Source organism: Zobellia roscoffensis (genome assembly GCF_015330165.1).
Taxonomy (GTDB): Bacteria; Bacteroidota; Bacteroidia; order Flavobacteriales; family Flavobacteriaceae; genus Zobellia; species Zobellia roscoffensis.
Map to the genome: position 1 here is coordinate 954,833 of NZ_JADDXT010000002.1, position 12,344 is coordinate 967,176.

Genomic DNA, 12,344 nt, shown 5'->3' on the forward strand with positions numbered 1-12,344 from the left:
AAGTTTTACTACGATTTAATAATTAGAAAGGCAAATCGTCGTGATCTTCTTCGTTAAGGTTATCAGCTGGCTGAAAAGCCTCTGCTGGTGGCACCGGAGGCATACCTGCCGCACTCTGTTCTTTTTGAGCACCTTCAATTCTCCATCCTTGAATAGAGTTAAAATACTTTACCTCACCCTGTGGGTTTGTCCACTCTCTACCTCTTAAGTTGATGCTGATTTTTACATCCTGCCCAACGCTAAAGTTGTTTAGCAAATCCGTTTTATCTTGTACGAACTCAACCATTATATGTTGTGGATACTGCTCTTCTGTAGTTACTACTATTTCGCGCTTTCTGAACCCGTTGTTACCAAACGTTTGGGTTTCTCCTACCATTTTTACTTTTCCTTGAACTTCCATGATTATGAATTATATGTGAACTAATTTATATTGGGAATAAAAGTAGTTTTAATCGTAAAATTCACCTAAAAAAACAAGCAGAAGTTATTAAAGGTTATCAGTTACAACTCATAAATAAATTTTGTCCTAGCGAAGGGTTTCCCGTAAACCTTTCACGCTCTTTTTACTAACTGTGTTGGCTAATGATTTTACTACAATTAAAGCTTGTAAAATAGCTTAAAGCCCAAGGTAGGGTTTGGTCCAAAATCATTTTCTTCCTTTTCATAGACCGTTCTAAACCCATGTCTTGGTAGCTCTACAGACCCCTCACGTGCGTTCACTAAATTATCAAAAGAGATATCTTTAAACCGAAAACCGATACCTCCGTAAAAATTAAATCCAAAATGACGACCCAGATTCAAGAACAGTCCAAATTTTAAGTGCATGCCATATTTCTGCCGTGTGAAATCTATCTTATCATAAAGAAAATCTACTCCATCTCTTCGCTCGTATCCGTCGTTCAAAAGGGTTATGGTCTCATTGATATAAAAGAATTCAATGGCCATGTACTTTGGTGTTCTTGCTCCTTTCCCTATTCTGTAATATAATTCTGGACGTACCTCGAAAAGTGAACCACCCTCTGCTTCCCTGTTTGAAAACAAACCTGTTCCTCCGCCTGCGCCCAAATCGAGACCCATTTTCCAATGCCCGCCTATATGTTGGATATAGCCCACACGTAATCGTGGTGAATGAATATCTAATAACGAAAGTGGACTGAACGTAATATATGAATCCGTATCAACACTATCAGTTTTATCTGTATTTTGAGAAAATGCATGTGATACGAACAAAGCGAAAACAACAATTGTAAGTAAAAGAGCCCTCATAGGGTTATGGCGGTTTTAGTGAATGTTAATTTTCACTAGAACACTCCCCATATAACTAAACCCTACTTAAATACTGGTTTTCCAGTAGTTTTACTCGATAATCGAGAATAAATGCTCCAAGGTTTGTCTCATAATCAAAGTGTATTCCTTTTAATGCCTCGTGGGCTTGCCCTGAGATAGTTTACTGCGCCAATAATACCTTCCAAGCAGAAAGCACATCTTTCTGTTGTAAAAACCCTTGAGCTTTAAGTTCTAAAGATTTCCTTTCCCCTCCACTAAGAAGCGAGCGTATTTCCATGTTGTTTTCTACAAATTCTTGAACGGAATTAGTATCCGGAATTTCCTCTATATTACCCAACATACCTAAATCGTTTCCGGTTAAAATTTTGCTCAACCTAATATGCTCCGGTATAGCATCAACCCCAACTCCCAGAGAAGAAAGTGGTTTAGGTACTTCAAACATCCCAGCATTTGCACGACTATACCAATTACCGCCCATACGGGCAACTTGATCTATTTTATGTTGATCAATAACTCCGTTTTCATCCAAAACATCTGGATCCACATGTACTTTTACAACCTCGGCAAATATTAGATTACCCGCACCTCCTTCTCGCCCCAAAGCTTCAACTTTAGTTACTTTACACTCAAACTGCACCGGCGATTCAGCAACCCGAAATGGTTTTACAATATCCGAAGGCAACATAGTGAGGCCAGATTTCTCAAACTCGTTCACCTCTTTTCCGTACTCCGTACTCGATAACGACATTTGCTGTACCATGTCATAATTAACAATGTTTATGACTACTTCCATAGTCAACAAAACATTTTGCAAGGTATGCTTGGTAGTATTATCCCGCACCCTACGCGCCGGAGAGAAAATTAAAACTGGCGGATTGGCACTGAACACATTAAAGAAACTAAAAGGAGATAAATTAGGATTCCCTTTTTCATCTACCGTACTTGCAAATGCAATAGGTCTTGGCCCTACAGCCCCTAAAAGATAACCGTGTAATTGCGCAGTGGAAACCGCTTCTGGAAGTATCGAAATCATTTCTTTTGCCATAAGGCAAAGGTACAGAAATTGTATTCTGTCTTTGAAATTTCAATTTAATAATCTAAAGAATATTCAGGTTTAGGCTTACTCTATTATAACCTTTTTAGTGCTAATATCATTCACAGTACTCAGCTGCAGCGTATATATACCAGCTTGAAGATGCCCGATTTCAACATAGAAGGTATCTTCATTTTTACGTTCCGGGATGCCATCCAATACCATTACCCCAAGAGCACTGAACAGTTGAAATTTTAGGATTTCAACATTCCTACTTTTTACATATACCTGCTCTTTGGCAGGATTTGGATAAAAGCTCAGGTTTACTTCATCGCTATCTTCGATAGTATCCGTTTCTATACTAGAGCAATCTTCACCATTTTCCATTTGTTTCTTAATGTCGAAAACGCCCAGAGAACCACCACATGATAATCCTTCCCAACGTGCCCATAATTGATAGGTACCAACAGAAAGTTCAGAAATTTTGATTTCGTCAGACTCAGCATCAAATAGATAATCGTAATTGACGCCTCCATCTACGCTTACTTCAATCTGATTAAAATCAAAATCGGACTCCAGCTCAAAAAGAAAAGTACCATCAGCACCTTCACAATTGGCATGAACAACCTCAACAGCAAGTTCAGGCACCTTTATAGGTTCTATCTGCACCGTAATTACCGAGGTTTCGCAGGATTCATCTTCCCACTTACCCAGAACATCATAAGTTCCAATTGTAAGATTTTCAAAAACCACAGACCCAAGAGTATCTTTAAAGGATTCAAAAGTTTTTCCTCCATCTATACTCAACAACACCGTACTAAATCTTGGATGATCATTCAGGTACACTTTAATACTTCTATTATCATCGGTACAGGTCTCAGTTGTTACAAGCAATTCAGGCGTAAGTGTTAAAGGCATAGGCTCTTGAATTTTAAATGTTCCCAATTCTTGAGCACATGCGGCATCCATTCTTTCTACTACAACCGAATAATCGCCATATGGAACCGAAACAGTGAAACTATCTTCATTGGGTAGCCAAAGCTCGTTTGTGGGTTCTATGCCCGCAATAACTACATTGAGCGTACCAACAGTATTATTTCTATTCAATTGAATTGTACCATCTGCGCTGCAAGTAGCCGCTGTAATACCTACGGAAACATCCATATTGTGTTGGTATAATTCTGCTGGATCGGATATTACGAATTCTTCGCAAAAATTACCTGCTATGCAACGAAATTGAGATTGTTCTTTGTCACTGGCAACAACAGTCAATTGATTAGTAGCTACGCCGGAATAGCTATCATTATTCATTAAATCCACCCAAATTCCTTCTATGTTTTCCTGCCATTTCCAATTATGGGCAAAATCAACATCAAAACTGAATTTCGCTGTTTCTCCTTCTACACAAACTACCTGACCTGATGGCTGGCCCGTTACAACCAAGGTCTCGCAGCACACCCAATTATAATCCATTAAATCTCTTCCACAGACCAACTCCGTAGTACTTTTATTGGTGACGAACTCCCCTCCAAAACTATCTATTTCGCTCAACTCACGTTTTTGTTGTCCTGGCCCTACCGAAAAATGCATCACCTCACCCGAGTTGATCACATGACCCAACTGATGGGCATGACCTATTTCATGTAGCATGACAGTTTCAAAATCAAATTGCTGGTTGCTTGGCAATCCGTCGCCATAATACCAATTGTAATCATCGTTGACCACGACCTCTATTTCAGAGACGAACCATTTAATGGTTCCTTCCTGGAAACAACCTTGATAACGTGACCGCGCATAAGCTAAGGTATTTCCACTAAGTTCGTCTCCATTATCAAAACGTACCACGTTTATACCGTCCGCTGCATCTTCATCTACAGTGGTAACCTCTCCTATTTTAAAATTTACACCCGTAGCACAAGACCAAGTTTCAATTAATTTATCGAAAGCTTGGGTCGCACCACTATTTTTTGAAAAATCGGTTATATACTGAAAGTTATACCCTCCTACACCATTATCAGATGTTAACTGGGTTTCATAGGCATTGGTAGTTACATTTGTTGTGTATTCAATATTAATGTGGTCATACCCAATAAGCAGACTTTCTTCGCTTATGAGCGATTCACCATTGGCCTTGTCAATCCGAACTGCACCTGTACCCGCTCTATAGGGCACCTCCAATTCAATCTTATCGTTAGACCACTGTTTTACCTGACTAGGCAAAGCAGCGATGTACGTATTTCCACCACTATTGGCATCTGGAAACAAAACAGACCCTTGCTCATTTCCAAAATCGGCACCTGTTATAGTAAGCAGGTTTCCTACGCCGGCATGAATCTCAAAATTAGCATGACTGTTTTCTTCCTGGGTTGCAACAATTGATTTTTCAACCGAAGACACGCCAGAAAGTTCCGAATCTTCCTGATCCCACAACCCGACATCCAATATTGCTAAACCGGTACTATTGGTAATCTGACCGTATAAATCTCCCGATATATCAGAATAACTATCATATACCCCTTGAGCAGTACCGATGGGCAAATCATAATGAATATAGCCCAAAACACCTTCTGTAGGACGATATAAATCTGTAGAGACAGGCAAATTAACTAAGTTATCTTGAAGCATAAACAGGCCCATGTCACCCACTTCTAGCTCTAAAGCACTGGAAACCCTGTCCATTTGTAAACCAACTACACCACCTTTAGTGACTACATGAATAGTGCTAGCTGTAAAAACACCTTGAAATACTTTAAAAACCTCGATTTCATTTACAGTATAAATGTTTTTGTTATCGGAATCCCAAAAACTCTCTTGAGAGCGAACTTTGCCTTCAACGACCAATGGGGAGGCCGTAATTAAATTTTCTAAAGGTTCTGGAACAATCATACACTGCCCTTGAAGTAAAACCGATAGTGGCAAAAACAGTAATAAACAGAATAATCTTTGAAGCATTTTGTAGTAGGTTGTAGTCAGATTTGGGGTCTGAGTTGTGATACATGTTTCTACCTACGCTACAAGATTTTTAAGGTTTTGGTTAAAACCAATTTTTAGATAAAACGCAGTATTTAGACTACTAACGGATTTTATTGAGAGAATCGTATGCTGTTATTGACATTTAGCAGTCGGCTCTAGTCACTTACCTATGCAAATTCAGTCAGATATGTTCCAAACCGTATGAAGGGTGCTCTTATACAGCGTTACGGAGTTTTATGTTCTGCCTCGTACAATTCAATGGCCTTTAAATAATTCATTGCCCCGTTCATAGTCATATCATTAACAAAACCATCTAACTCAGGGTGATTTACCTTTACCCAGCTTACGAGTGTATCTCTTTTTGTCTGCCAAATACTCCAATCTGTACCCTCGTACTCTAACTCTTCAATTTTTGAGATTTTATTAGAACTAAAAGAAATTTTCACCTGATACTCTAACGGATTATTTTCTAAGTAGGCATTACGAAGGTTCTTTTGACCTATAATAGCGATAACCTCATTACCCTTTTCCTCCAATTCTATTATCTCATAAGATGATTTAAATATAGAATCCCATTTAAACATTTCGTACAAACTAGCATGGTTATAGGGCACAACGAAATCTCCTGAAACTATGGTTAGGCTATCGTTTGCAACTTCTTTTATTTTATTGAAGTTGCCTTTATCAAAGGCCTGATAATATGTAGCGACTGTTTCTTTATGCGTTGGTTTTTGGGTGTTGCAGGCAGTTAGGGCAAATAATAGCGATAGGATGAGGATGGTGGGTTTCATTGAGTTATTCAAGTATTTTTAAGAATTGGACTAAGGCTTTTGTAAGAAGTCTTGTTACCCATCGACTTTTATTTTTCTAGAAATGTTTCTTTATAATTTTCTTTAACAAATGGCAACAATCTTTTTTTGATTGACACGTAGCGACATATAACCATAGCTATGAAGGCTTATGAATTAAATGAGAAATCGTTAAATGTATTTCTGTTTTTATTTTTGTCAACTGCATGTGACAATTCATCTCTAAATCTATTAATTGTAAATAATAATCCAGCAGGATTGTATTTTTTTTGTCTTTTATTTATTTTATCTACTAACCAATTGTAATGGTTTGGGTGTTTCTTTATTTCTTCCAAGGTATTTAGTAATGCACTATTCAGAGATTTCATTCTCGTATAAGCATCATTTTGAATACCATAATGTTTTTCATGATAAAAATACTCGAGCATCATGAAATAAGTACAGAAAGCAGATTGGTACCTTGTTTTATTATATAATTCTGTGGCATCTCTATAAAATGAAAAAGGTATATATAAATCTCCCATTTGATTTTCATTAATTATAATATTCTGAAGCCAATCTTTGGTTAGTCTTTCTGGAGAATTAGCTTTTTCCAATTCTCTTGTTATTTCTTTTAGTGGAGATAAGTGGTCATTTTCATTTTCAGGAATGAATTTTATCTTGATATTATGTGTGTCTATACTCAATAGCCTATTATCAAGTGCTCCAAAAGATTCAATATGTCGAATTGAATTTAAAATATCTTGATATGATTCACTATTGGGTAGTTTTATTCTTGTATTATTATTTTCATCTTGAAATATTTTTGGAATAGCATTTTCAATGTCAAGTATTTTACGACTGAATGAAATAAAGAATTCTTTTTCTTTTTCGAACACTTTTATAATATATGGATATTTTTTAAGCTCTATTTTTTTACTTAAAAGAAGATTGCCGTTTATTTTTGCTTCAATTTCTAAAAGCATTTATAGATTTTTAGTTTACAATCGTGTAAAGCAACTAGGGGCATTACACCTGATTTATAAATAATTAAATTACTCAATGGTCAACAAGACCTAATAACCCTATTGATACAAAACATACCTTGGCGGCTTTAGCCCGTTCAACCGCATATACACTAACATTTGAGCACGATGGTGGGTTATATGGTCTGATAGCAATAATAGAATCTGCCTTTTGCTTCTTTGTGCTCCAAAATAATCTAGCTCTTCATCTAGTTTGGTTACATCGTAGTTTTCAATGAACTTAATGGTTTTATCAAATACCGTCGTAATAGCATCAACCATTTCTTTTTTTGATTTTTCATCAACTTTAAGTTCGGTATCGGTATCCCAATCTCTGGCTTCGCGACCTCCCATTAACGACTGACTATGCCAGTCCATTGCCCAACCAATATGCATTAAATGTTCGGCAAAACTCATTGCTTCAGGCACAGCCTTAAAATTGTATTTATCTTCTGGCATAGACTCCGAAATTAAAAGCAGATACGCTTTAGAGGTTTCCATTCTTTCAAGATAATCCTCAATAAAAATAGCATCTTGGGCAAAAACTTGTGTACCCATAGAGAAAAATAGCACTAACAGGGTGAAAATTGATTTCCGTTTCATAGTCGTTTATTTATGTAATGTATGTATCTAGTTTGGCGGGTTTTCACAAACGCTTATTATCCTCTCTAATCTATCATCAGTTATCCATTGTCTTCGTTCATCATCATTTTGACTATTCTTAGAAAACCGTTGACTTATAATAACAAACAAGAACTCATTCCAAGGGGGTATGAATGGCGACAATTTTCTTTCAAGAAATATTCGTGTTCTGTCTCCTGTCTTTTTTAGCTCAACACGGTCATGCCAGTCATTTTTAGATTGTCCCCATGCGAATATTTTAGGTGGCTCCCATAAAACTACATAGGTATTAGTCTCATATTGCGAAGTAAACCCCTTTCTCTTAAAAACCGTTCCAGGTTCTATCTCATCAGGCATATCTTCAAACTCCGAATAATACCCAACCGTATAGTATGCCATATTTTTAGGGTTGGTTATATTCTTCCAACATGTTATAATATCTATATCTACCAAATCATCTGCCTCTTTAAAAAAGCTATCTACCCTACCCTTTTTCCACCTTCTAGTTTCATAATCTATAATCCAGGCAATTAGAACAGACAGTCCTACACCTATAATTGCCAATACAATTTCAGAAAACTTCATATGATAAACTTGCGATTAATTGCCCTAAGCATCCGTACCAGATTAGCAGTAATAAAATTGCTAACCCCTTACTTTTAAAGTATATACTAATCTTTACTCCCTTTAAAACTAAGAATAAAACCTTTCACAACTCACATTTGGTTTAAGAATTCATCTACCTCTTTAAGATAGCTCTATAATAAAGGGTTGGCAACACCTCTCTAAATCAACCCTACACCATTTTCCTCATATTTACGTTATCTTTGATGAGTTCTGCTTAGAATTAAACTTAAGCAAGCCCAGTTTCTAAAAGCTATTTATCTCAATGAATTTTAATTCCAAAAACAGGACCACCAACCTTACTTTACTCATTGCTTCGTTTGGTTTTGTGAGCCTTATTTTATGGAATACAAATAGTTTTTTCAAGCAATTTAAAGAAGAAGAGCGCCTAAAAATGGAAATTTGGGCAACCGCTCAATCAGAATTTCAGCAGTCTTCAGAAGATATGGATTTAGGAAACCTTCACCTTAAGGTTTTTCAGAACAACACCTCTACCCCAATGATTTTAGTAAATAAAGACGGGTCCGTGAAGACCAATAACATGGATAAAGAGAAGGTTTCAGATTCGGTCTATGTGCAAAATCAGATATTGAAATTTCAAAATGAGAATACTCCCATTTCAATTGACCAGCAAGGCACACATTTGGCCACCCTGTACTACGGTAATTCTGAAGTTCTGAACAAACTTAAATACTACCCCATCGCCCTTCTTCTAATTATATTTCTGTTTGCTGCGGTCATTTTCTTCTTCTTTAAGACGAACAAAGCATCTGAACAAAATAAATTATGGGCCGGTATGGCCAAAGAAACAGCACACCAAATTGGTACGCCACTCTCTTCTTTATTGGGCTGGAACGAGCTTTTGAAAACCGAAAACATCAACCCAGAAATCACAAAAGAAATAGCCAAAGATATTTCCCGGCTCGAAACCATTACCGAGCGGTTTTCTAAAATTGGGTCGTTACCCAAATTGGATACCCATGATATTGTTAAAGAAACAAAAGATGCCTACGAATATCTTAAATTGCGAAGTTCTAAACTTATTGAGTTTTCTTTTGCGTCTGATGCCGAAGAACTTCCTGTACTGTTAAACCATTCTTTGTATAATTGGACGATAGAGAATCTTGTAAAAAACGGTATTGATGCCATGAAAGGCAAAGGGAGCATTCATATCGAAATCATTAGTGAAGGAAAACAGGTACACATTCAGGTTTCGGATACGGGTCACGGAATTCCTAAAAGCGACTTTCAAGCCATCTTTAACCCCGGGGTGACCAGCAAAAAAAGAGGATGGGGATTAGGCTTGTCTTTAGTGAAAAGAATAGTTGAAGAGTACCATAAGGGGAAAATAAAAGTACTTTCGTCGAATAAACAGGGTACAGTTATGCAGCTTACATTAAAGACACTAAGTTAGAAGGCCCAAATTAGAAAAGAAGTACAATCTTATATTTTTATACAGAGTAAAATGGCAAATGAAAAGTTAGTGGTTATCAAAGAGGCAGACTTGACAAATAATTGTCCGGAATGTTTTAATCAGGATTTAAAACTTTCATTTTCCCAAAAACACAAGCAAGGGAAACTCTTTAACTCTATAACCAATGAAGTTTCTTCTAAAATTGTCTGTAACAAATGTGGAACGGATATCTATCCTGTAAGCTGGACAGAAGACATAGAACGGAGCTTTAAGTATTATCAAAAAATGGTAGTACCACACCGCGGTACCATTACATTTACTTCTTTGTTTTGGATACTTACCCTAGTGGCAATTGCAGTTGTAGCAGTCGGTGTTGTTTTCTTATTACAATAAGAGACTATTGTAATGCAGCTTTAATCTTAGCAGCTGTTTCTTTAAACTCTTCTTCGGTTAATGAAACCTTATTCTGAAACGTAGCATTTTGCATTGTAGTAAGCGGTATCATGTGTACATGAACATGGGGCACTTCTAACCCAATAACGGTCATCCCAACTCTTTTACAATCTATAGATGCTTCTATAGCCTTGCCTATTTTACGCGAAAATGCCATAAGCCCCATATACGAATCTTCATCTAGATCCATAATCTTATCTACCTCCTGTTTTGGTATGCATAGGGTATGCCCCTTTGCATTGGGGTTGATATCTAAAAAAGCAAAATAGTTATCGTCTTCCGCTATTTTATAACAGGGAATTTCACCATTAATAATTTTCGTAAAAATAGAGGCCATTCGTGTACAGTTTTAAGATCTTGTAATCTCTAAAATATCAAATTTCAAAGTACCATTTGGCACAGTTATTTCGGCAATTTCACCTACTTTCTTACCAAGTAACCCTCTACCAATAGGTGAATTAACAGATATTTTGCCGTTTTTTAAATCAGCCTCACTTTCAGCAACCAATGTATATTTCATTTCCATTCCGTTGGTTTGGTTTTTCAACTTTACAGTAGACAACACCAAAGCTTTAGAGGTATCTAATTGTGATTCATCTATAAGACGAGCGTTTGAAAGGGTCTCCTCCATCTTAGAAATTTTAAGTTCTAATAGACCTTGGGCCTCTTTGGCTGCATCATATTCGGCATTTTCAGACAAATCTCCTTTATCACGTGCTTCTCCTATAGCCTGGGAAGCTTTTGGACGCTCAATATCCTTTAATTGGTTAAGCTCTTCTCTCAATTTTTGAAGACCTTCTTTTGTATAGTAAGATATGTTACTCATATGGTACTCATTTAATAATCTTGTAAAATAGGAAAATCCTCTACATAAACCGATACATTGACCGTTATTTTAGAGAGGATTTAACGCAAATATACATAATTTTTGTTCACTTTTGTTTCACGTATTTTAAATGGCAATTCTTCTATGAAGTATTTTTTAGGCACCGTTCTTATCATATTCATGTTTTCATGTAGTAATGACGGCGCAATCCGCAATCCATACTTGCAAGAATTAGGATTTCGGTTTGACATGAACCTGAACTTACCATTATACAGTGGGCTTACCAATCTTGGTAGTGTTGTTTATATAGACAATGCAGGTATAGGTAACAGAGGTGTGTACGTTATTAAATCCGGCTTTGACCAACTCCGCGCCTTTGAAGCTTCTTGCCCAAACCATATTCCCAATGAATGTTCAACAATGACCTTAGAAGGGCAAAACGTTACCTGTTCCTGTGAGGATTATGAATACAGCCTTTTTACGGGTCAATTATTGAACCGCCCAGATGATGGCAACCGCTATTACGACATGTTGGAATACCGAGCTACGCAAAGCGGGAATGTTGTAATTATTAGCAACTAACCTTCTTTATTCATTTCTATAACGGTCCATTATTGTTTTAAATAGCTCTCCTGTTGATGGTGGCGTGTAAGATATGGCATTAGCACCAGCTTCAATGGCAGACAGAATAGTTTCGTCTGTTTTTCCCCCTGTGGCAATAATGGCTACCTCATCATCAATATCACGTATGCGTTTGATGATATCCGTTGTTCTTCCTGCTCCTGAGACATTAAAAACATCAATACCCGCTTGTATTCTTCCTTTAATATCATCTTTTTCGGAAACTATGGTTATGGTTACCGGAATATCTATTCTATCCTTCAATTGTCTAATAAGGTCATTGGGTGCCGGTTTGTTCAAGACTACCCCCAAAGCTCCTTGAAAATCTGCATGGACCGCCAATTCTACAGAACGGTTACCTGTTGTTATTCCTCCACCCACGCCACAAAAAATAGGCTTGTCCGCAGCTAAAATCAACGCATTGGAAATGGTAGGCTGTGGTGTAAACGGGTAAACTGCAATAATAGCATTGGCATTCGTATTGCGAATAATAGCCACATCCGTACTGAATAGAAAAGACTTCAACAATTGTCCAAAAACACGAATACCCGAACACTCGTCAATTATCTCTGGAACAGCCACAATATTCTTGCGTAGCTTGCTACCAAAAGCAGGTACTTTTTTCATGTTCTTAATTGATTATGGTGATTTTGTTCTTTGGGTAAACTTGAAACTAATG

14 protein-coding genes are annotated in these 12,344 nt (G+C 37.0%); 3 read left to right on the forward strand and 11 right to left on the reverse strand.

The features are described 5' to 3' along the window. Nucleotides 1-22: 22 nt before the first annotated feature. From IWC72_RS04065 to IWC72_RS04100, 8 genes are all read right to left on the reverse strand, one after another. Complete coding sequence (locus tag IWC72_RS04065; RefSeq protein WP_194524963.1) at nucleotides 23-400, reverse strand: DUF3127 domain-containing protein; 378 nt, start codon at nucleotides 398-400, stop codon at nucleotides 23-25. Nucleotides 401-597: 197 nt separating this feature from the next. Beyond that, nucleotides 598-1,266, reverse strand: a complete 669-nt coding sequence (locus IWC72_RS04070; RefSeq protein WP_194524964.1) for a hypothetical protein — start codon at nucleotides 1,264-1,266, stop codon at nucleotides 598-600. A 181-nt stretch (nucleotides 1,267-1,447) separates the two neighbouring features. Continuing rightward, the gene (locus IWC72_RS04075) at nucleotides 1,448-2,320 is read right to left on the reverse strand and encodes a flavin reductase family protein (protein ID WP_194528052.1); all 873 of its coding nucleotides are present in this window, start codon (nucleotides 2,318-2,320) and stop codon (nucleotides 1,448-1,450) included. Between the two features lie 87 nt (nucleotides 2,321-2,407). Next, nucleotides 2,408-5,272, reverse strand: a complete 2,865-nt coding sequence (locus tag IWC72_RS04080; RefSeq protein WP_194528904.1) for a T9SS type A sorting domain-containing protein — start codon at nucleotides 5,270-5,272, stop codon at nucleotides 2,408-2,410. Nucleotides 5,273-5,517: 245 nt separating this feature from the next. Then, nucleotides 5,518-6,084 carry a hypothetical protein gene (locus tag IWC72_RS04085; RefSeq protein ID WP_194528905.1) on the reverse strand — a complete coding sequence of 189 codons (567 nt, stop codon included), beginning with the start codon at nucleotides 6,082-6,084 and terminating at the stop codon, nucleotides 5,518-5,520. Nucleotides 6,085-6,251: 167 nt separating this feature from the next. Further along, on the reverse strand, nucleotides 6,252-7,067 hold the full coding sequence (locus IWC72_RS04090; protein ID WP_194528906.1) for a hypothetical protein: 816 nt from the start codon (nucleotides 7,065-7,067) through the stop codon (nucleotides 6,252-6,254). 99 nt (nucleotides 7,068-7,166) lie between these two features. Then, the gene (locus tag IWC72_RS04095) at nucleotides 7,167-7,709 is read right to left on the reverse strand and encodes a DinB family protein (protein WP_194528907.1); all 543 of its coding nucleotides are present in this window, start codon (nucleotides 7,707-7,709) and stop codon (nucleotides 7,167-7,169) included. Between the two features lie 27 nt (nucleotides 7,710-7,736). After that, complete coding sequence (locus IWC72_RS04100; RefSeq protein WP_194528908.1) at nucleotides 7,737-8,312, reverse strand: hypothetical protein; 576 nt, start codon at nucleotides 8,310-8,312, stop codon at nucleotides 7,737-7,739. A 304-nt stretch (nucleotides 8,313-8,616) separates the two neighbouring features. On the opposite strand from IWC72_RS04100, the gene IWC72_RS04105 reads away from it, so the two are divergent. Both IWC72_RS04105 and IWC72_RS04110 read left to right on the forward strand, forming a co-directional pair. Further along, nucleotides 8,617-9,765: a sensor histidine kinase gene (locus IWC72_RS04105; RefSeq protein WP_194528909.1), complete on the forward strand. Its 1,149-nt coding sequence runs from the start codon at nucleotides 8,617-8,619 to the stop codon at nucleotides 9,763-9,765. A 51-nt stretch (nucleotides 9,766-9,816) separates the two neighbouring features. Beyond that, complete coding sequence (locus IWC72_RS04110) at nucleotides 9,817-10,158, forward strand: hypothetical protein (protein ID WP_194528910.1); 342 nt, start codon at nucleotides 9,817-9,819, stop codon at nucleotides 10,156-10,158. 4 nt (nucleotides 10,159-10,162) lie between these two features. Here the strand turns inward: IWC72_RS04110 and IWC72_RS04115 are convergent, their stop codons facing one another. Beyond that, nucleotides 10,163-10,555 carry an HIT family protein gene (locus IWC72_RS04115; RefSeq protein ID WP_194524972.1) on the reverse strand — a complete coding sequence of 131 codons (393 nt, stop codon included), beginning with the start codon at nucleotides 10,553-10,555 and terminating at the stop codon, nucleotides 10,163-10,165. A gap of 12 nt (nucleotides 10,556-10,567) precedes the next feature. Continuing rightward, nucleotides 10,568-11,044 (reverse strand): transcription elongation factor GreA, encoded by a 477-nt coding sequence (gene greA, locus IWC72_RS04120; RefSeq protein WP_194524973.1) that lies wholly within the window; start codon nucleotides 11,042-11,044, stop codon nucleotides 10,568-10,570. Nucleotides 11,045-11,188: 144 nt separating this feature from the next. On the opposite strand from greA, the gene IWC72_RS04125 reads away from it, so the two are divergent. Continuing rightward, nucleotides 11,189-11,626 carry a Rieske (2Fe-2S) protein gene (locus IWC72_RS04125; RefSeq protein ID WP_194528911.1) on the forward strand — a complete coding sequence of 146 codons (438 nt, stop codon included), beginning with the start codon at nucleotides 11,189-11,191 and terminating at the stop codon, nucleotides 11,624-11,626. Nucleotides 11,627-11,632: 6 nt separating this feature from the next. Here IWC72_RS04125 and IWC72_RS04130 read toward each other — a convergent pair whose 3' ends face one another. Further along, complete coding sequence (locus IWC72_RS04130; protein WP_194524975.1) at nucleotides 11,633-12,292, reverse strand: YqgE/AlgH family protein; 660 nt, start codon at nucleotides 12,290-12,292, stop codon at nucleotides 11,633-11,635. Nucleotides 12,293-12,344: the final 52 nt, after the last annotated feature.

Bases quoted from the DNA above. Each gene is read 5' to 3' on its own strand.
- IWC72_RS04065 (WP_194524963.1), bottom strand. From the start codon at position 400: ATGGAAGTTCAAGGAAAAGTAAAAATGGTAGGAGAAACCCAAACGTTT.
- IWC72_RS04070 (WP_194524964.1), bottom strand. From the start codon at position 1,266: ATGAGGGCTCTTTTACTTACAATTGTTGTTTTCGCTTTGTTCGTATCA.
- IWC72_RS04075 (WP_194528052.1), bottom strand. From the start codon at position 2,320: ATGATTTCGATACTTCCAGAAGCGGTTTCCACTGCGCAATTACACGGT.
- IWC72_RS04080 (WP_194528904.1), bottom strand. From the start codon at position 5,272: ATGCTTCAAAGATTATTCTGTTTATTACTGTTTTTGCCACTATCGGTT.
- IWC72_RS04085 (WP_194528905.1), bottom strand. From the start codon at position 6,084: ATGAAACCCACCATCCTCATCCTATCGCTATTATTTGCCCTAACTGCC.
- IWC72_RS04090 (WP_194528906.1), bottom strand. From the start codon at position 7,067: ATGCTTTTAGAAATTGAAGCAAAAATAAACGGCAATCTTCTTTTAAGT.
- IWC72_RS04095 (WP_194528907.1), bottom strand. From the start codon at position 7,709: ATGAAACGGAAATCAATTTTCACCCTGTTAGTGCTATTTTTCTCTATG.
- IWC72_RS04100 (WP_194528908.1), bottom strand. From the start codon at position 8,312: ATGAAGTTTTCTGAAATTGTATTGGCAATTATAGGTGTAGGACTGTCT.
- IWC72_RS04105 (WP_194528909.1), top strand. From the start codon at position 8,617: ATGAATTTTAATTCCAAAAACAGGACCACCAACCTTACTTTACTCATT.
- IWC72_RS04110 (WP_194528910.1), top strand. From the start codon at position 9,817: ATGGCAAATGAAAAGTTAGTGGTTATCAAAGAGGCAGACTTGACAAAT.
- IWC72_RS04115 (WP_194524972.1), bottom strand. From the start codon at position 10,555: ATGGCCTCTATTTTTACGAAAATTATTAATGGTGAAATTCCCTGTTAT.
- greA (WP_194524973.1), bottom strand. From the start codon at position 11,044: ATGAGTAACATATCTTACTATACAAAAGAAGGTCTTCAAAAATTGAGA.
- IWC72_RS04125 (WP_194528911.1), top strand. From the start codon at position 11,189: ATGAAGTATTTTTTAGGCACCGTTCTTATCATATTCATGTTTTCATGT.
- IWC72_RS04130 (WP_194524975.1), bottom strand. From the start codon at position 12,292: ATGAAAAAAGTACCTGCTTTTGGTAGCAAGCTACGCAAGAATATTGTG.